The sequence below is a fragment of the uncultured Varibaculum sp. genome (genome assembly GCF_902489465.1).
Taxonomy (GTDB): Bacteria; Actinomycetota; Actinomycetes; order Actinomycetales; family Actinomycetaceae; genus Varibaculum.
In genome coordinates this window covers 1-18569 of sequence record NZ_CABTZZ010000016.1, presented here as the reverse complement: position 1 = coordinate 18569, position 18569 = coordinate 1, and the positions used below count along the sequence as shown (strand labels likewise).

Here is an 18569-nt window from a genome sequence, read left to right as displayed (position 1 = left end):
TTTGAGGCGACACCACCCCCTGTTATCTTTAGCTGCAGGCGCGATAGCGTACCCATTTTTCGAGGCTCGATCGCCGCGCCTGCGTCGCTACCAGCTAAGGACAAACCCGGGGAAGCTACCGTCGCTAGTCTTTGAAGATTCTGCCCCTAGCTGCGCTATCGCCATAGATAGATCCGAGGAAAACCGAAGAACATCTAGCAATTCCCCTAGCCTTTCATCTGCCAGTTCGCGCTGGCAACTGCGGATATTACACCTATCAGACCTACATCTTTGGTCAGGAACTAGCTGGCTTGCCGATTGGGTAGCCTCGCTGGCGGAATTTCAGGATATAGATTTTGTGGCGCTAACCGGAGACAATTTTGCGGATACTTCCGGATTAAAGATGCTCTCCCGAGCCCTCAACCCTTTGCTAAAGCTACCGGGCGCGTTTGTATTCGGTTCCAACGATTACTATTCGGGCATCCCCAAAGTGCCGTTGCACTATTTTCTGCCGAACAAGAAACCCAAGTTACGTACCGTTCCCGACCTACCGACCGAAGATTTTCGCGACTTCTTAACTGTAGGCGGCTGGAGCGATCTTAATAATCAGGCAAGTACCTGCACTCTTACTTCTCCTGCCCGGCAAGGACACCGCGCAAAAAAACTAACCGTGGCACTGACGGGAACCGACGATCCCCATATCGGGCGCGACGAGGCGGTGCAGGTACCGGATACCTGGGGGAAAGCTGATTTGCGGCTCGCCCTGACCCACGCCCCCTATGCGCGCGTTCTCGACCAATACGCCGCTTGCCAAGCCGACCTGGTGCTAGCCGGACATACCCACGGAGGCCAGGTTTGTCTGCCGGGATTTGGGGCTCTGGTAAACAACACCGATCTGCCGCTACGCTATTCGGGCGGGATGCATCGGTGGAAGATAGGAACGGTAGCTGATCCGGCTCCTCGGGTAAATAAAGGTACAATCTATCCCCTACCAGACCTTAAAAAGCTTGCCGGGCAGGCCGGAATCTCCGATTGGATGCCGGGCGGGCAAACCCGGGTACACATTTCGCGAGGACTAGGCACCTCCAAATTCTCGCCGGTGCGTCTTGCTTGCCCACCCGAGGCCGCAGTTATTACCATTACTGGCTGCGCCTAAGGAAAAAGCCAGCCCCTGGCGGAATACTCGAAAGGCAGGTCAGGTTTTGGTTTTACATCCTGGCTTGCAAAGACACCGGAAAAGAAGCATCTCCTTAAAATTATGTGACCTACGCGCCCTCTTTAGCAGGTAAAGCCGATTTACGGTAGAATAGGATCCGGAAAATTTGTATTTGGGAGCCTATAAGTTATGACATTTGAAATCGGCCAGACCGTTGTTTATCCCCATCATGGAGCTGCGGTGATCGAAAATATCACTACTCGTAAACTCAAGGGAGAAGACACCACCTACCTGATGCTGCGGGTTACTAATGGCGATATGACTATCCAAGTGCCGGCGGCAAATGTGGATATGGTTGGGGTTCGCGACGTGGTCGATGAAGAAGGCCTAAAAGAAGTACTCGCAGTACTGCAAGAACCCCATATTGAAGAACCCTCCAACTGGTCACGCCGCTATAAGGCTAATGGCGAAAAAATCGCCACCGGAGACATCTTAAAAGTTTCCGAAGTGGTGCGGGATTTAACCTTCCGCGATAACGAACGCGGGCTGTCAGCGGGTGAAAAACGGATGCTGGCTAAAGCGCGAGCAATTCTGATATCTGAACTTGCTTTGGCGAAAAAAGAAGACGAAGAGGCGGCCTCGGATCGTCTCGATAAAATCATGGAAGAAGCCCAGGTAGAATACAACCGGGTTAACGACAAATAAAGGCAAAAGGACAAGTTATGGGGCGCAGCGTTTACTGCGTCGTGACCGCCGCTGGTTCCGGATCTCGTCTCGGCAATCCCGGACCAAAAGCGTTGGTAGAATTGGCTGGTCACACCCTATTACACCACGCCCTGCGCTCCCTAGAGCCGTTGGATGACTTGGCCGGGGTAGTGATTACAGCTCCCGGCGATTACCTAGATACTTTCACCGATATTGCCCGTACCGCCGCCCTGTCCTACCCTTGGAAAGTTGTAGCCGGGGGTGCAAATCGGCAAATCTCCGTTTACCAGGGTCTGCAAGGGCTATTAACTTTCGATACTGGCGAGGCCTTAGTGCCCGCCAATGACCCGGAAGCTATCGTCCTAATTCATGATGCAGCTCGAGCACTCACTCCTCGCGCGCAGTTTCAACGCGTTTGCTTAGCGGTCGTCTCTGGTTGCCCAGCGGTAGTACCCGCCACCCCTTTAGTTGACACCGTACGGGAAATCGCCGGCGAATCTTTTTGCCGGGCGGGGGTAGAGATTACTCCCTCAGGAGCTACCCCCGATCGCTCACGACTGCGCTGTGTACAAACCCCCCAAGGGTTTGCCGGGAATGTTATTTTCGCGGCTCACGAACAGGCGCGAAAGGAAAGCATTTCCGAGGACGGGGCGCTAGATGATGCTCTACTTGCAGCTAGGATCGGTTACCAGCAATACTTTGTGGCAGGATCAATGCGAGCTTTGAAAATCACGTACCCCTTGGATCTAAAACTAGCCACCTGGCTGGTGGAGAATCCCGAGCAAGAATAAGGGCAGGAACTTATGGCTAAAACCAGTGATCAACGGGAACATCTGGCAGGCGAAAACAATGACCGCACCAAAGGTAAAATTTTAGCCTGGTCGCTGTGGGATTGGGGTTCTGCGGCCTTCAACGCGGTGGCCACCACCTTTGTTTTCACCGTGTATCTAACTACCGAAGATTTATTTGCCCCCGGCAACCAGGCCACGACTGACTTGTCGATTGGGCTAGCTTTCGCCGGATTGGTGATCGCCCTGGTGGCACCGGTTTCCGGGCAGCGCGCTGACCACAAGGGACGTGGTACCCGGATGCTGGCTCTGTTTTCTGCCCTAGTCACCATCTGTATGGCGCTAATGTTAGCGGTCTACCCCACTTCTCCCCTCGGAAAAACCGGGGCGCTATGGCTAGGAGTGGCGTTGCTATCTTTTGGAAATATCTTTTTCGAGTTCGCCTCCGTGAACTATAACGCCATGTTGTCGCGGGTTTCCACGAAAGAAAACATGGGAAAAGTATCCGGTATCGGTTGGGGTATGGGATATTTAGGTGGCATTATTTTGCTGGGCGTGCTCTATGTTGGTTTCATTTCCCCCGAAGTGGGCTGGTTCGGGGTAACCGGTGAAAACTTCCTAAATATCCGCATCGCCATGGTGTTCGCTACCATCTGGTTTGCGGTGTTTTCAATCCCGGTGATTTTGGCGCTGCCGGGACGGCGGCGAGGAGCGGATGGAAAACTCCATCCCGTGACTATGGCAGGGGTTGATTCGCAAGACCAAGAACCTATTGCGGGTTTGGCAGGAGTTAAAGCCGCCTATATCGAGCTTTGGCAAACCATTAAACGTCTAGCAAAAACTGCCCCCGAGATTCTGCGTTTCCTTATTGCTTCCGCGATTTTTCGCGATGGCCTCGCCGGGGTATTTACCTACGGAGCTATCCTGGCATCTACCGTTTTCGGTCTAGACGGCGGGCAAGTAATGATTTTCGCGATTGTCGCTAACGTGGTGGCGGGAATCGCCACTATTGCCTGCGGGGTCGCCGATGACTTTTTCGGTCCGAAAAAAGTAATGGTTTTTTCTCTCGTCTGTATGACCAGCCTGGGTCTGATCCTCTTTTTTGCCCACAACGGTGGCGCCAAGATCTTCTGGTCTTTTGGGTTGTTGCTGTGTATTTTCGTCGGTCCCGTCCAGTCAGCCTCGCGTTCCTTCCTGGCGCGGATTATTCCCAAAGGACGCGAGGGCGAACTTTTTGGGCTTTACGCCACCACCGGAAGGGCAGTTTCTTTCATGTCTCCCACTCTGTTCGCCCTGTTTGTGTGGATTGGAAAGCTTTTCGTGCCGGCAGGAGCTAGCTCTCAGCATTTCGGAGTCTTAGGGATCACCCTGCTGCTGGGAACCGGGCTCGCACTACTGGCTCCTCTAAAAGCCCCGCAGCGTCCGCAAAAATAAGACTGGTCTGCATTAACTTTATCTGCGGTAATAGGATGAACTCGATAGTAAATTAACGGAGGGCGATATCCAGAAAAACAAAACCCCGTCAACCCCAATAAGTGGATATTACTAGCAAAAACTAGAGAGAAACTCTTGTTTGCTAAGTCAGCTATTCGCATCCGGGATAGCTAAGAAGCTGGGTGGCGCTAGATTAGCTGCAACTAGCGTGGGAAGTAAGTTACGAATCTAGGTAGTACCTCATCTTGATTAAACACGGAACTAACAGCAAGCATAGGAATACTAAGACCGCTGTTGCGGCATCACTTATTCTGTCATCAGTGGCGGCACTATTTCTTTTTCAACGTAACCATCGTGATGAAAAAACTGAGCACCTGACTGCTACCACCCAGATTCCCCCGGCTTACCAGCCACCATTACCCGCGGGCAAACCCCGGGTTTCACGGATGCCGTCTGTTCATCAGCCCCCATTACCTGCCGGCGAACCCCGAGCTAACTACCTCACCGCCAAACCCAAATCTCACTATATTCCGGGATTAGATGGCTTACGCGCCCTCGCGGTAGTCTCGGTGATCACCTATCATCTGTTCCCCAGTGGCTTTCCCGGCGGTTTCTTAGGGGTCGATGTTTTCTTCGTGCTCTCTGGCTTCCTGATAACCACTTTGCTGCTGCGGGAACTATCCAATACCGGGAAAGTTTCCCTAGGGCATTTCTGGCTGCGCCGTGCCCGCCGCCTCCTGCCTGCCCTATTGGTACTAATAATCACGGTGGTACCCACTGCCTATGTAGTTAACCGCGAGCTATTAGTGGGTATCGGGCGCCAGGTACTGGGCGCCTTAACTTTCTCCACTAACTGGTTGGAGATCGCTCACGGCAGTTCCTATTTTGCCGCCACCACCCCGGTTTTATTCAAGAACTTCTGGTCGCTAGCGATTGAAGAACAGTTTTACCTGTTTTGGCCGCTAATCTTCCTGGCTTGCGTTACCTTGTTTAAACGGCGGTGGCTGCGGGTGCTAATCCCGCTAGCCCTGGCCGCGATCAGCGTTTTCCTCATGGGGTATCTATTCGATCCGGAAAATACTACCCGCGTCTATTTTGGAACTGACACCCATCTGTTCGGTCTGGCTCTCGGGATTTGCGTAGCCTTTCTGTGGAGCGCGTTAGACCCGGTACAAACCCCGCATTCGTCTGCTAAGTCAAACGGTAAATCCCGGAAGATCCTGGCACAACTGATCGGATTTATCTGCTTGGCGGGACTTATCGCCGCTATGTTTTTATTTACCGACACCTCGCCCTATACCTTTAAGGCAGGTATTCCCGCCTGCAGTCTGCTAGTGGCAATCCTGATTTGGTGCCTGCTCAAGCCGGGAAGCCTGCTAGCTAAAGCGGGCGAACTACGCCCTCTGAAATACTTAGGTACCCGCTCTTATGGTCTTTACCTGTGGCATTGGCCGATTTTGATAATTGCTACCGCCCTTTACCCGGCAGCGGTGAACTCCTTGCAGTATTGGGTAAGGTCTGCCCTGTGCATGGTAGCAACCCTGCTGATATGTGAGCTTTCCTATCGGTTCCTAGAAACCCCGGTGCGCAAACATGGTTTCCGCAGGGCATTCTCGCGTCCCCAGGCGCCCATCTTCTACCGATTCGCCCAAGTGATCTCAGTATTAGTGGTCTTGGCGCTTACTGGCTTTACTGGGGTGGCGATGGCGAAAGCACCCGCGAAGTCACAGACCCAATTGGCCATTGAAGCAGCAGAAAAGCTAGATAAACCAGCAGAAAAGAAAGCCGATAAGCGCCAGAGCACGCCAGTTGCCCCCAAACCTAAACCGACCCCGGTAGATAAGCGCCTAATTTTGTCGAAAAATCTAAATACGGCTAATCCCACCGGGGAAAAAATAACTTTCATCGGAGATTCCATGTTTTCGGCCTCCCGCGGCGGGTTAGTCTCTGCTATCCCCGGCATTAACCTTTTAGCCCGCCCCAACCGGCAATGGGGAGTTGCCCCTCAAATAGTGTCCGAGGGACTGGCAACCGGACAAATTCGGCGGACGGTAGTTATCGGTTATGGAACTAATGCGGGAGTCTACGATCCGGCTCTAGTACATCAAGTGATCGCTCAACTAGGGTCTGACCGGATGATTTTACTGGTGAACCTGTATTCACCTTCGACTTTCGTCCCGAAATCAAACCAGATTTTAGCTGATATAGCTGGTCAGTACGCTAATGTGAAGCTGGTGGACTGGAATAAAGAAGTCTCCCAACATCCCGAATGGCTGCAAGTAGACCAAACTCACCCCAGTATGACTGGGTCGGTCAAGCTAGGGGAATTGATCCGTAAAAATATAGACGAAATGTCCACAGATTTAACCGCCCTTAAAGCTAAACAACAAGCAAAGTAGCAAACCTACTTCCGCGGACACCAGAAAAACGGTAGCGCCCGGAAGTGGTACGTGACACAATGAGGGCATGAAAAAAATAATTAATTCTGCCGACAATGTGGTCGCAGATTCGTTAAAAGGTTTAGAACTAGCTCATTCGGATACCCTGCGTATCGATCATGAAAACAAAGTGGTATACACCCGCCGCGGAGCCGTTAAAGGCAAAGTAGGTTTGATTTCGGGAGGAGGCAGCGGACATGAGCCGCTCCATTCCGGTTTCGTAGGTCCCGGTATGCTAGATGCCGCCTGCTGCGGAGAGGTCTTTACTTCCCCAGTACCTGACCAGATGATGGCCGCCACCAGCGAAGTAGATGGGGGTGCCGGCGTCCTCCATATCGTCAAAAACTATACCGGCGATGTGATGAACTTCGAGATGGCCGCAGAGATGGCAAACGCCGAAACCGGGGTGGATGTGCGTTCGGTAGTGGTCAACGATGACGTAGCGGTGCAAGATTCGCTCTACACTGCGGGGCGCCGCGGGGTGGGTGCCACCGTTTTCGTAGAAAAATTGGCTGGAGCCGCCGCTGAAGCTAAAGCCAGCTTGGACGAGGTAGAACGCATCGCCAAAGAAGTAAATGAACGTTCCCGCTCCTACGGGATTGCCCTCACTTCTTGTACGGTTCCCTCTGCCGGTAAACCCACGTTCGACCTCGGAGAGGACGAGATCGAGGTAGGTATCGGTATTCACGGGGAGCCCGGACGCGAACGTCGCCCCTTAGTTACCGCCGATGAGCTTGCTGCGGAACTGGTAGAACCAATTTTGGCAGACCTGGATTTTAGTGGGGAGCCGGTATTTGCAATGCTCAACGGCATGGGTGCCACCCCCATGATTGAGCTTTATCTTGCGTACGGCGAAGTAGCCGCGATCTTAGAGGCTAAGGGGATTAAAGTAGCCCGTTGCCTGGTAGGTAACTACATTACTTCCCTAGATATGGCCGGCTGTTCCCTGACCCTAACCCAGGGCAGCGAAGAGCTCCTCAAACTCTGGGATGCTCCGGTGAACACTACCGGTTTGCGGTGGGGGTGCTAATAGTGGCAGAAACCCAAGACTTTTTCGCCTGGCTCACCACCTATAAGGAGTTAATCGTCGAAAACGCCGACTACCTTACTGACCTTGATAGACGCATCGGGGATGCCGATCATGGTGCCAATATGGCGCGTGGCATGACCGCGGTGGCAGAGTTGGATCCCACCAGTTTCGCTGATGCCGGGGCCCTGCTAAAGAAAGCCGGTATGACCTTGGTTTCTAAGGTGGGGGGCGCTTCTGGTCCGCTGTATGGCACCTTCTTCATGCGAATGGGGGCAGCGCTAACCCCCGATGCGGATACTGAGGCCATTGGGAAGGCGCTGCGAGCCGGAGCCGATGGGGTAAAAGCACGGGGTAAAGCCAACCTGGGTGATAAAACCATGCTTGACTGTCTGTATCCGGCTCTGGATGCTTTTGATGAGGCCGCCTCCGGAGGACTGCAGGCCGCATTGGCGGCCGCCAGCGAACGCGCTGATAAGGCTGCCAGCGAAACCGAACCGATGATCGCAAAGAAAGGCCGCGCCTCTTATCTCGGGGAACGCTCGCAGGGGACGCAAGATCCAGGCGCGACTTCCTCTGCTTTGCTGTTCAAAGCTGCCGCCGCGGCTTTGGCATAACCCCGGTTATAAGGAGTAGGCATGATCTCCCTGGTAGTGGTGTCTCATTCACTGCCCTTAGCTACTGCCGCTAAAGAACTCGCGATGCAAATGACCGTCGCCGGCAGCGCCCCCAAAGTATTGGTGGCAGCGGGTATTAGCGATGGTGAACAGGTGGAACTGGGTACCGACGCTCAGCAAATCAGTGAAGCTATCGAAGCTGCTGATAACCCCGAGGGGGTGCTGATTTTGGTAGATTTGGGCTCCGCACTGCTCAGTTCGCAAATGGCCTTAGAGTTCGTTGACCCCGACCTGGCTGATCGTTGCCTAATATCTGCCGGCCCCCTGGTGGAAGGACTGGTAGCTGCGGTAGTTAGCGCCGCCGGGGGCGCGAGCTTGAAAGAGGTAGCCAGTCAGGCGCAAGCAGCCTTGGCGGGAAAGATTGACCAACTCAGTGACACCGAGGAGCCTCACCCCGAGGACGAAGGGGAGTTTAGCGAGAATACTGCCGAGGCGACCTCGGGAGAGGATTCCTTTTCCTCCCCCGAGGCCACGACCCTGGCTTTAGAAATTATTGATCCGCACGGGATGCATGCCCGTCCTGCCGCTGCCCTCGCCGGCGCTATCGGAGCGAGAAACATTCCGGTTTTTGCCCGCAAAGCCGGGACTTTTCGCATAGTAAATGCCGCTTCCCTCACGCAAGTGAGTTCTTTGGGAATTGGCAAAGGTGAGACTTTAGAGCTAGGTACTACAGATCCGGCAGCTCCAGAAATTTTTGCTGCTATCAGGGAGGCATTGACCCAAACTGATCCCCCTACAATCGCGGGAGGCTCCGAGGAAACAGGGGCCAGTTCGGTTAATGCCATTGCCGAGCAGCTAGCTAAAGAAGTTTCTACTCCCACCGACCCGGCGCGCAACGGCGACCAGATAGTTATCGGATACGCGCTGGTGCTGGAGGGGCACGAGGACGCCGAATTTTATCGGGTCAGTCCCAATGAGGGGCAGGCGTTAGAAGAAGCCCGCAAAGCCGTTAGAGCCTACCTAGCGTCTTTGGGTTCGGATTCGATTATTCAAATGCAAATCGCTCTGGTGGACGATCCCGAGTTACGCGCAGAAATCGCCGATGAAATTGCGGGGGGAACCAATGCGTTTACCGCAGTAGACAACGCCTATAGCGCAGCTGCTGCCAAGATGGAAAAGCTGGATGATCCTTATTTGGCGGAGCGGGCTACCGATTTACTTGCGGTATCTCGCCTGCTAAAAAAGGCGTTGATCGGTGGCGAGCTCGATAATCTAGATGAACTGATTAAAAAGCATTCCACTCCGGCAGTGCTGGTAGTTGAAGAACTTGATGCCCCACTAGCCGCCAGTCTGCCTCCAGAAATCGAAGGGGTAGTTACCCGCAGTGGCGGTACTACCGGGCATGGTGCGATTGTGGCCGCCTCGCGGGGAATCCCGGTTTATGCCGGTCTTAAATGGGGGGTTCATGACGGGGACACCATTGTTTTCGATCCACGAACTAAACATTTAGAAGTTAACCCCAAGGCTAGAGTCTTTGCCCACTGGATTGAGCTGGCTCGCGAGCGAGTTGCTACCGCCACCAAAGCTTTAGAGCAGCTAGAAACCCCGGCGATTACCACCAGTGGTAAACAGATCCCTATCCAGGTCAATGTTTCCGGGCCTACCGGCGCAGTTGAAGGTGCCGAAGGCTGCGGTCTGGTGCGAACTGAAACTCTATTTGCGGGCTACCAGGGGGCTCCATCCCGTCTGCAGCAGGCAGAAGTGTACGCCGAGCTAGCGCGCAACCTGGGGTCAACTACGATTCGCCTGTGGGATATCGGAGCGGATAAGCCCTTGCCTTTTGCCAAGCAGCCCCCGGAAAATAATCCTTTCTTAGGGGTTAGAGGGGTACGTTTACTACGTAAGTTCCCGCATCTGTTACGAGACCAGTTAGGGGCAGTTCTCGACGCTAACCAAACTTTAGAATCCGAAGATCTCGGTAAGCTTTTGCGAGTGATGATTCCTATGGTCAATCACGTGCATCAAGTGGATTGGGTGCGTTCCCTCCTAGAAGAAATCACCGCCGATACTTACGGGATTGATGAAGCTGCGCGGCCAGCTCAAATACCGTTACCACTGGGAATAATGGTGGAAACTCCCTCTGCTGCTTTACGCATGGAGGAGTTTTGTGGAGCCGTGGATTTTGTATCGATAGGCACCAATGATCTTTGCCAATATGTTGCAGCCGCGGATCGAGGAAATTCTCAGGTAGCTGACCTGGCCGATGAGGTGCGGGAAACAGTGGTGAAAATGGTTCGCCAGATAGCTCAAATCGCCCATGATGCAGCGAACCCGATTGAAGTTTGCGTATGTGGTGATATGGCGTCCGATCCGGCTTGGGCAGGCAAATTAGTTGCGGCCGGAGTGGATTCGCTATCGGTGCGCGCCGGGATGATCGCAATGATTAAGCAAACAATCCGCCAGCTATAGGCAGATACTTCTAACTACCGGAAACATCTAGCGACTCCACTTGACGTAGCCTCCATCCCGGTGGACGAGCCGAAAAGGTGAAATAACTAGTTTTGCCACTAACCCAGCCCCAGATCCTTCTTAGCAAGGATGCCGGTATTATCGTTGCGCCCTGCGTGCTTTACTCCCCAGACAGGCGGTAAAGTCATGTTCAGGAATAACGTATTTTCGGGAAGGGAAAACCATGGAACTCATCGCCATTTTTTGCGCGATAGTCCTTTTTTCTTTGCTTCCCGGATACACATTAGCGCACTGCCTCATCCCAACTCTTCCTCAGCGAGTGACGTTAGCGGTAGCTCCGGCACTGACCTTTTTCATCCTATTAGCGCTGGCAAGCCTACTATCTCCCTCTAGCGCCCTCTGGCTGGGAAAACTAGGTTTCTGCGGGAGTTTTTGGCGATGGAAACCGGTACTAGTATTCCCACTGGTGGGGCTACTAACGATTGTCTTTGCCGTTGGCGCACTATTTAGGTGCCGCAAACTCACTTACCAGAGTTCCCGAGATTATCCGTTAATCGCGGCGGTGCTAGCAGGAATCACCGCCGGCATTGCCCCCATGGTTCTCACTATTAATTTCGCTAACCCGGCTCAGCGTTGGGATCCTAGTTTTCACTACAACGGCTTAGTTTTACTGCGTCGTACCCAAGATTCCCACCCTTTTTACGCCCTTTCTGGGCTGTATCCGCAAAGTGCCCGAGTCTATTACCCTAGTGGCTGGCACATTTTCACCGTGTTATTCACCGGTTCTAAATCGGTAGTTCCTGCCGCTAACCTGATGTTTCTAATGTTAGTTTGCTGGTGGATTTTGGGAGTGAGCGCGCTGGTTGCTTTGCTGGGAGTATCGCGGCGAGCTCAACTAATAACCATTGTGCTTTCGGGGTTTACCCTATCTTTCCCCGCTGATTCCTTAGCGCGTTACGCTCAGTGGCCAAACGGCACCGGGATAGCATTATTGCCGGGCGCCGTCGCTTTAATGCTGGTTTTGGGCAGGCAGGTGTTAGCATACGCGCGTAAATTATCGGGATCGTCTACTGCTGGCAGCCAGCCTCCCGAACCCGATTCCAGTGATTTGCCACTTACTTTGCCCGCCGTGCTGGCCACTTTTTTCACTTCTCTATTCTTAGGGATTGGATCCGTATGGGTTCATCCCGCCATCTTTTTTAACCTGTTAGCGTTATTATTCCCACTTCTAGCAGCGTTGATCGCTACTCACCTATATCGAGGGATCCGAAAAAGAAAACTTTCGAGTCTCGCCGGCTGGTTGGGGGCGGCTCTCGGTCTGCTATTGATCCTCGAAATCGGTTTTCTTAATCCTTCCAGCTTGGCTACCGCGCTGTTTGAGCGCAAGGGGGATGAATATTTAGCTTTCTTGCGTCCGCTGCTACCCACCCCTTTCTTTTTCCCGTCCTCAGCTTTCATATTTTTCATGGCGTTAATGGCTGCGTTACTAACTATGGGGATAATCGCGCTCTTTTATGGGCAAGCACCAAAATGGCTGCTAGCCTCCTGGGCTCTGTGCGCAGGACTAGTGATGATTTCTTACCTGCCCGCTTCGCCACTCAAAATAGTGACCGGTCCGTGGTATTCGGATCCGCGACGCCTAATGGCAATCCTACAACTGCCCTTAAATCTGCTGATGGGAGTGGGATTAGATTTTATGCTAATGCTAACTGTTAGCTTTCTTAGCGCTGTCGGCGCCCCGGGGCGTATTTGCAAAGGCGCTGTCGCAACTCTGGTTGCCACTTGTCTTACAGTGGGGATTGCCGGCTCTGATAGTCGGGTGTGGGCTATAGAATCAGTTTTCAATCCGGAGATGACCGGAAGTGGCGGACTATCCAATAGTGGGGAGCTAAGGTTGATTAAAAGAGCTGCCCATTTCTTGCCTGCAGACGCGGTGATTGTCGGGGATCCTTCCATTGGCACCATCTATTTTGAGTCTATTGCTAATCGGAGGGTTGTTTTTTCTTCTCTGGGTAAAACCGAAAACGATCCTGACCGTGCCCGCCTCTTTTATCACCTGAATAATATCGGACGGGATCGGCAGGTTTGCCTGTCCCTGGAGAAATTGAAAGTCACCCATTTCTATACCCGTCCTGACAGTAGATACATGGGAGTTCCCCGCTCTTACTCTTGGCCCGGTTTTTACCAGGTTCCTTTGGATGGTTACTTTACCCAGGTGGCTAGCGGAGGGCGCGCTAAACTCTACCGTTTCAATGGCTGCGGTCGCGAGCGTGGCGAAAATAACCGTTCTACCTGGTCGAAAAGTTTGGAAAGCGGGGGGAAGGCTAGATAGACTGACACGGTGCCTGTGGCACTTTGCCGCTATAGCTCAGTTGGTAGAGCAACGCTCTCGTAAAGCGTAGGTCATCGGTTCAAGTCCGATTAGCGGCTCTGATAGTTTCCTTAGCTAGTTCTGTTTTCCCGCCCGCTTACCGGGATTCTTTCAAAGCCCGCACTCGCTGAAGGTGTTGCCAGTTTCTTGCTTTTCGCCCTGGAAAAAGTTGCTTAATAGGTGCTTGGGAAGCAGTTAGGATAGGGCGCAGGAGGTAGCAGTTGGCTAGTAGTATCGATAATTCTCAGAATCTAGAACTGATAATCGGGGGCATGAGTTGCGCGGCTTGTGCGGCGCATATTGAAAAAGCCCTTAACAACATGCCGGGAGTTAACGCTAGTGTCAACTATGCGACTGAGAAAGCCACTATTTCCCAAACCGGTGATTTCAGCGCGAATGATTTTAAAAAAACCGTGGAAAAGGCCGGTTATAGCGCGTTTGCGGACGGGGATTTAGGGAACGAGGACGGGCAACACGGCCCGAATACCAGCGTCAAGGAATTGACCGGGCTTCGGCGGCGCCTGATTATTTGCGTCCTTTTGGCGGCTCCGGTCATCACTTTGGCAATGATTCCACCTTTCCAGTTCCCCTATTGGCAATGGGTGTCCCTACTACTGACGATTCCGGTGGTGCTGTGGGGAGCTTACCCGTTCCACCACGCGGCCTTCCTAAATGCCCGCCGCGCCACTACCACTATGGACACCCTGATTTCATTGGGTACTCTAGCTGCCTTTATTTGGTCTTTATACGCCCTCTTTTTAGGGGATGCTGGACGCGTGGGAATGACCCACGATTTCCAGCTGCTAGCCCGCCCCGGGGATACCACCAGCCATATTTATTTAGAAGTTTGTTCCGGAGTAACGGTGTTTATTTTGGGAGGACGCTATTTTGAGAAACGCGCCAAAGTGCGGGCGGGGGATGCGCTGCGTTCCCTCGCCGAAATGGGGGTGAACGAGGTAACCGCGCTACGGGCAGGTCAGCAGGTGCAGATTCCCATCAACGAGCTAGGCGAGGGCGAAGAGTTCATTGCCGTGCCGGGAGAAAAAATCGCCACCGATGGAGTGGTGGTTTCCGGGGTCAGCGCCGTCGATAATTCCTTGCTAACCGGGGAATCAGTACCGGTAGAGGTGGGAGCCGGTGACCAGGTTACCGGCGCGACCATCAACACCTATGGCCGCCTGATAGTTCGCGCCACGCGGGTGGGTTCCCAGACGCAACTGGCTCAAATTACCCGTCTAGTGGAGCAGGCACAGGCAGGTAAAGCCCCGATTCAACGCCTGGCAGATAAGATTTCCGCAGTTTTCGTCCCGGTAGTTTTGGCGGTTTCACTGCTTACTTTGCTGATCTGGTTAATATTTGGAACCCCGGTTACCGCCTTTACCTGCGCGGTTGCGGTGTTAATTATTGCTTGCCCCTGCGCCCTAGGGCTGGCTACGCCTACGGCCTTGCTGGTAGGAACCGGCCGCGGGGCTTCGCTGGGGATTCTAATTAAGGGCGCAGAGATACTGGAATCCACCCGGCAAGTCGACACGGTTATCCTCGATAAAACCGGCACTGTTACCAGTGGAAATATGGAACTGGTAAGCATCTTTCCTCCCGATGATCTGGGAGTATTGCAGGCGGCCGCTACCTTAGAGGGCGGCAGTGAACATCCCATCGCCGGAGCGATTACCCGAGCAGCAGCTTCTAAAGGCATCAGGCTTACTAGCGATAAGGTACCAGTGGATTTCCAAAGCTATCCCGGAGGCGGGGTGCGCGGAACGGTTGCAGGACAACTGGTAGTCGCCGGCAACCGCAAGTTTATTAGCGAGCAAGGTGTCGCAGTTTCCTCCACTTTCGAAAACGTAATCGCCGAACACACTGGGCGCGGCGAAACTCTGGTGCTGGTAGCGCTCGATGGTCAGGTGAAAGGAGTTCTGGGGGTTGCCGACCAGGTAAAAGAAACCAGTGCCCAGGCAATCGCCCTCTTCAAAGAGCTAGGGCTAACTCCGGTGTTACTCACCGGGGACACCGAAAACGTAGCCCGCCACGTAGGCCAGCAAGTTGGAATTCACGAGGTAATCGCGCAGGTAAAGCCAAAAGATAAAGTGGTGGCAGTTTTCCGCAAACAGGGACGGGGAGCCACCGTAGCCATGATTGGCGATGGAGTTAATGATGCGGCCGCCCTTACGCAAGCAGATTTAGGGATCGCGATGGGCTCCGGCACCGATGTGGCGATTGAAGCCGCTGATATTACTTTGATGCGCCCGGATCTTTTAGCAGCGGTAGATGCGATTCGGCTTTCGCGTCGCACTCTAAAAATCATTAAAGGTAATCTATTTTGGGCATTCGCCTACAATGTTGCCGCGATACCGCTGGCAGCTCTGGGATTACTTAACCCGATGCTTGCTGGAGCCGCTATGGCTTGTTCGTCGGCATTTGTGGTGGGAAATAGCCTGCGGTTACGGTCTTTTCAGCCAGTAGAAGCCAAATAGTCTCCCGCTTGATCCGTGCCGGGCAGGTAATACCTACGGAGCACCCTATTGGGCGGGGTACTCCCCGTCTTGCCACATCCACTGTGGTCCGTCGTTGTGGTACTGAGGGCGATGCAGAATCCCCGACTCGTACTCGATCATTAAATCTGGACCGTTTGCCCAAGCCTGACCATCAACTACCAGGCTCCAGCCGTGGGGATAGGGGCTTTGCCAAATCAAAGTAACATTTGGGTTGGCGGCTCCGTTACGCAAGGCCGAGTCCCGGGCGTTGCGGATTCTCAGTCGCCCGTCCTCTAAGATCGGATCTACAGTATGGACTTTTACGTGGGCACCGTAAGGCAAGGTAATCAAAGAAGCCGAGTTAAAACAGGCCATAGCCTCCGGTAATCTGTACAGGGGCACCGGGATAGTCATCTATTTTCCTCTCTAAGCTACTGGCGATTCGGCAACTTTTGATCTGGTTAACGAGTCGCCCGATCCGTGAACGCTATTGCCTGCAACGCTAACAATAGCCACTCACAGTCCTGTCTATACTTGCAGTTTACCGGAAAACCCCGCTACCCGATAGGAAATGCGAAAGCCGCCGCCATAATTATTCTTATTTTATCCGTCGTTGATACGCCAATAGTCCTGGTAGCGGTCGAAATGGTCAAAGGCGTCATGGATAATAGCGCTGCGTGAATACCCCATCACGTCATAATCTTGATCATTATCTGGCAAATGCACTTCCAGACGAGTAGATCGCGGACTACTGGGGGCAGAACCCGCGTAGATAGTATTCGCGGTATCTACCGCCAAAATCCGGTAAACAAACTGGTCAGGACCTTTAAAGGCAGTTAGTTTTAGGCGGTCATAGATGCGGGCTTGGAGATCTACTTGCTCGAGGGGATCATTATCTCCCCGGACGACCTCGGCGGGAATCCCCTGTTTTTGCAGTTCCGCAGCAAAGTCCCGCAGCGCCGGTTCCGCCACTTTATCCAGATAGGCTTGAGCTTCCACGGGGGTTACTTGCCCGAAAGTTTTCGCGATGCGTTCGCGCCAATTGGTTTCTAGCCGACCGGCAATAGACCCAGTTCCCGCCAAAATATTCCGAGCCGAATGCGCCCGCAACTGCCGGGCACGCCGATCTTGCTTTAAGGCTCTGGCCAAGCCAATCATCACTAAGATCATTACGAGCGAGAACGGTAATCCCATAATAATGGTGGCGTTTTGGAGCGCCGGGATCCCCCCGACTATTAGCATCCCGATAGTTAATAGCCCGGTTACCCCCGCCCAAAAAATTCTTAGCCATCCGGGGGCATCCGAACGCACCGTTGGCAAAAATGCGGACAGGTTCGCCATGATGAGGGCGCCCGAGTCCGCGGAGGTAACGTAAAACAGCAGACCTACAAAGGTGGCTAGCCCCATAATGAATACCGCCGCCGGACACTGCTGTAAAAGCAGATAAAAACCCATTTCAGGAGCTTTGAGGGTAGCCTCGGCAAATGAATTATCACCGCTGCGAATCAAGTCGATGGCAGCGTTACCAAAAATAGCTACCCACATTAGGACGTAGGAGAAGGGAATCAGCATAGTGCCCACTACGAACTCGCGCAGGGTGCGTCCTCTAGAAATCCGGGCTAGGAACATTCCCACGAAGGACGCCCAAGCTACCCACCAGGCCCAGAAAAACAACGTCCAGGCCGACATCCAGGCACTTACGTCTGAAAAGGCGAAGGTTTCGAGGGCGCGGCGCGGGAATGACCACACGAAGTCCCCAATATTCATCACGATGGCGTTAAGCAGAAAATCTGTTCTCCCAGTGATGAAAACCCAGGCTGCTAGGAACAGGGCTAAGACCACGTTGAGTTGGCTAAGGAAGCGGATTCCTTTATGAATACCAGTGGTGGCCGAGACCGTAGCCATGGCTACCGCGAGGATAACCAGTCCCACCTGGGCGGGGATTCCCTGTTCAATCCCGAATAGGATTTCTAGCCCCACATTAAGCTGTACCACCCCGATGCCCAGAGTGGTGGCTACCCCGAAAATAGTTCCCAGGATGGCGGCTCCGTCCACGGTGTGCCCCAACGGACCATTAAGTTTGTCTCCAAAAATCGGGTAGAGGGCAGAGCGTACTGATAAGGGTTTCTTCCGGCGATAAGCAAAATACCCTAAAGCCATCCCCATCAGCGCATACATCCCCCAACCGGTAATCCCGTAGTGGAAAAGCGTCCATACCGTAGCTTCCCGGGCGGCCTGGATGGTTTCCCCTTTGCCCACGGGCGGCTGCAGATACTGGCTGACCGGGCCGGCTACGGAGAAAAATAAAATATCGGTACCAATCCCGGCGGCAAACAGCATGGAAGCCCAGGAGAAAGTAGAAAATTCGGGACGCGAGTTAGGCGGTCCCAGGCGGGTTTCCCCATAGCGGGAGAACCCCAGGAAAAAAACGAAAACTAGAATGATGGCAGCCAGTGCAATATAAAACCAGCCGAACCATTTCGAGATCGCCCCGACCGCAACTCCCAACACTTCAGCGGCGGTAGTGGGCGAAATCAGTGCCCACAGAGCTATAGCTAGAATTCCCGCTGAGGATCCCAAAAAGACCGGGAAGTTAACTTTCGCATCTTGCCGGCTATCTTCCGGCAGAGGCGCTCCCGGTTCTATTGGGGTTTCGCCTAAAGATTGGCTCATAGGAAACCATCCATCCCGTATTATGTCTGTTCAGCATCTTAAAAATAATGCCTGGTGGCTCTCTAGGCCAAAATACCAGGTTCTTAAACCCAGCGATTTACCGATATCAAGATGAAAAACGGACAAAGGGGTATTAACCCTAAGCACCTGGGTTAATACCCAAAAAATCCCGCGACATATGCGGACATATGTCGCGGGACATCACATTCGTCGGGGTATTCGGCGCCTCGCCTACGACACCTTCCTCACCCAACACAAAAGGGAGAAAAACTTTCGTTTCTCTCCCTTTCGGTCTCGTTCGTCGGGGTGACAGTGTGTGGTTTCAGGAGATGTGTCCGTTTTTCTTGGGGTTGGGGTTTTAAGATCTTTCAGGACTTGTGTCCGCTTGTAATAAGGAAAAACTCTTTTGATGTCCCAGGTCATTTGTCCGAAAACCTG

At 53.2% G+C, this 18569-nt stretch carries 12 protein-coding genes and 1 tRNA gene; 11 read left to right on the top strand and 2 right to left on the bottom strand.

Features of this window, described 5'->3' with window-relative positions; genetic code table 11:
- Position 1: 1 nt before the first annotated feature.
- From RDM26_RS04530 to RDM26_RS04480, 11 genes are all read left to right on the top strand, one after another.
- Positions 2-1135 carry a metallophosphoesterase gene (locus RDM26_RS04530; protein ID WP_307737830.1) on the top strand — a complete coding sequence of 378 codons (1134 nt, stop codon included), beginning with the start codon at positions 2-4 and terminating at the stop codon, positions 1133-1135.
- Between the two features lie 189 nt (positions 1136-1324).
- Entirely contained in the window at positions 1325-1840 is a 516-nt protein-coding gene (locus RDM26_RS04525; RefSeq protein ID WP_307737829.1) for a CarD family transcriptional regulator, read from the top strand.
- 17 nt (positions 1841-1857) lie between these two features.
- Positions 1858-2631, top strand: coding sequence for a 2-C-methyl-D-erythritol 4-phosphate cytidylyltransferase (locus tag RDM26_RS04520; protein ID WP_307737828.1), 774 nt, complete (start codon positions 1858-1860; stop codon positions 2629-2631).
- A 12-nt stretch (positions 2632-2643) separates the two neighbouring features.
- A complete protein-coding gene (locus RDM26_RS04515) occupies positions 2644-4062 on the top strand; it encodes an MFS transporter (RefSeq protein WP_307737827.1) in 1419 nt (472 codons plus the stop codon).
- Positions 4063-4382: 320 nt separating this feature from the next.
- Complete coding sequence (locus tag RDM26_RS04510) at positions 4383-6461, top strand: acyltransferase family protein (protein ID WP_307737826.1); 2079 nt, start codon at positions 4383-4385, stop codon at positions 6459-6461.
- Positions 6462-6528: 67 nt separating this feature from the next.
- Entirely contained in the window at positions 6529-7530 is a 1002-nt protein-coding gene (gene dhaK / locus RDM26_RS04505) for a dihydroxyacetone kinase subunit DhaK (protein WP_278619987.1), read from the top strand.
- Positions 7530-8144, top strand: a complete 615-nt coding sequence (gene dhaL / locus RDM26_RS04500; protein ID WP_374041816.1) for a dihydroxyacetone kinase subunit DhaL — start codon at positions 7530-7532, stop codon at positions 8142-8144. Before dhaK ends, dhaL begins: the two co-directional genes overlap by 1 nt.
- A 21-nt stretch (positions 8145-8165) precedes the next feature.
- Positions 8166-10613, top strand: coding sequence for a dihydroxyacetone kinase phosphoryl donor subunit DhaM (gene dhaM / locus RDM26_RS04495; RefSeq protein ID WP_307737824.1), 2448 nt, complete (start codon positions 8166-8168; stop codon positions 10611-10613).
- Between the two features lie 223 nt (positions 10614-10836).
- Positions 10837-12945 (top strand): DUF6541 family protein, encoded by a 2109-nt coding sequence (locus tag RDM26_RS04490; RefSeq protein ID WP_307737823.1) that lies wholly within the window; start codon positions 10837-10839, stop codon positions 12943-12945.
- Between the two features lie 25 nt (positions 12946-12970).
- Positions 12971-13043, top strand: a tRNA-Thr gene (locus tag RDM26_RS04485).
- Between the two features lie 162 nt (positions 13044-13205).
- A complete protein-coding gene (locus RDM26_RS04480; RefSeq protein ID WP_307737822.1) occupies positions 13206-15458 on the top strand; it encodes a heavy metal translocating P-type ATPase in 2253 nt (750 codons plus the stop codon).
- Between the two features lie 45 nt (positions 15459-15503).
- On the opposite strand, the gene RDM26_RS04475 is transcribed toward RDM26_RS04480, so the two are convergent.
- Positions 15504-15872, bottom strand: coding sequence for a hypothetical protein (locus RDM26_RS04475; protein WP_307737821.1), 369 nt, complete (start codon positions 15870-15872; stop codon positions 15504-15506).
- Between the two features lie 189 nt (positions 15873-16061).
- Positions 16062-18131 (bottom strand): choline BCCT transporter BetT, encoded by a 2070-nt coding sequence (betT, locus tag RDM26_RS04470; RefSeq protein ID WP_307737820.1) that lies wholly within the window; start codon positions 18129-18131, stop codon positions 16062-16064.
- Between the last annotated feature and the right edge of the window lie 438 nt (positions 18132-18569).

What these genes read in the sequence shown, in the direction of transcription:
- dhaK (WP_278619987.1), top strand. Translation starts at nt 6,529, where the DNA reads ATGAAAAAAATAATTAATTCTGCCGACAATGTGGTCGCAGATTCGTTA.
- RDM26_RS04520 (WP_307737828.1), top strand. Translation starts at nt 1,858, where the DNA reads ATGGGGCGCAGCGTTTACTGCGTCGTGACCGCCGCTGGTTCCGGATCT.
- dhaM (WP_307737824.1), top strand. Translation starts at nt 8,166, where the DNA reads ATGATCTCCCTGGTAGTGGTGTCTCATTCACTGCCCTTAGCTACTGCC.
- RDM26_RS04515 (WP_307737827.1), top strand. Translation starts at nt 2,644, where the DNA reads ATGGCTAAAACCAGTGATCAACGGGAACATCTGGCAGGCGAAAACAAT.
- RDM26_RS04525 (WP_307737829.1), top strand. Translation starts at nt 1,325, where the DNA reads ATGACATTTGAAATCGGCCAGACCGTTGTTTATCCCCATCATGGAGCT.
- RDM26_RS04475 (WP_307737821.1), bottom strand. Translation starts at nt 15,872, where the DNA reads ATGACTATCCCGGTGCCCCTGTACAGATTACCGGAGGCTATGGCCTGT.
- RDM26_RS04490 (WP_307737823.1), top strand. Translation starts at nt 10,837, where the DNA reads ATGGAACTCATCGCCATTTTTTGCGCGATAGTCCTTTTTTCTTTGCTT.
- betT (WP_307737820.1), bottom strand. Translation starts at nt 18,131, where the DNA reads ATGAGCCAATCTTTAGGCGAAACCCCAATAGAACCGGGAGCGCCTCTG.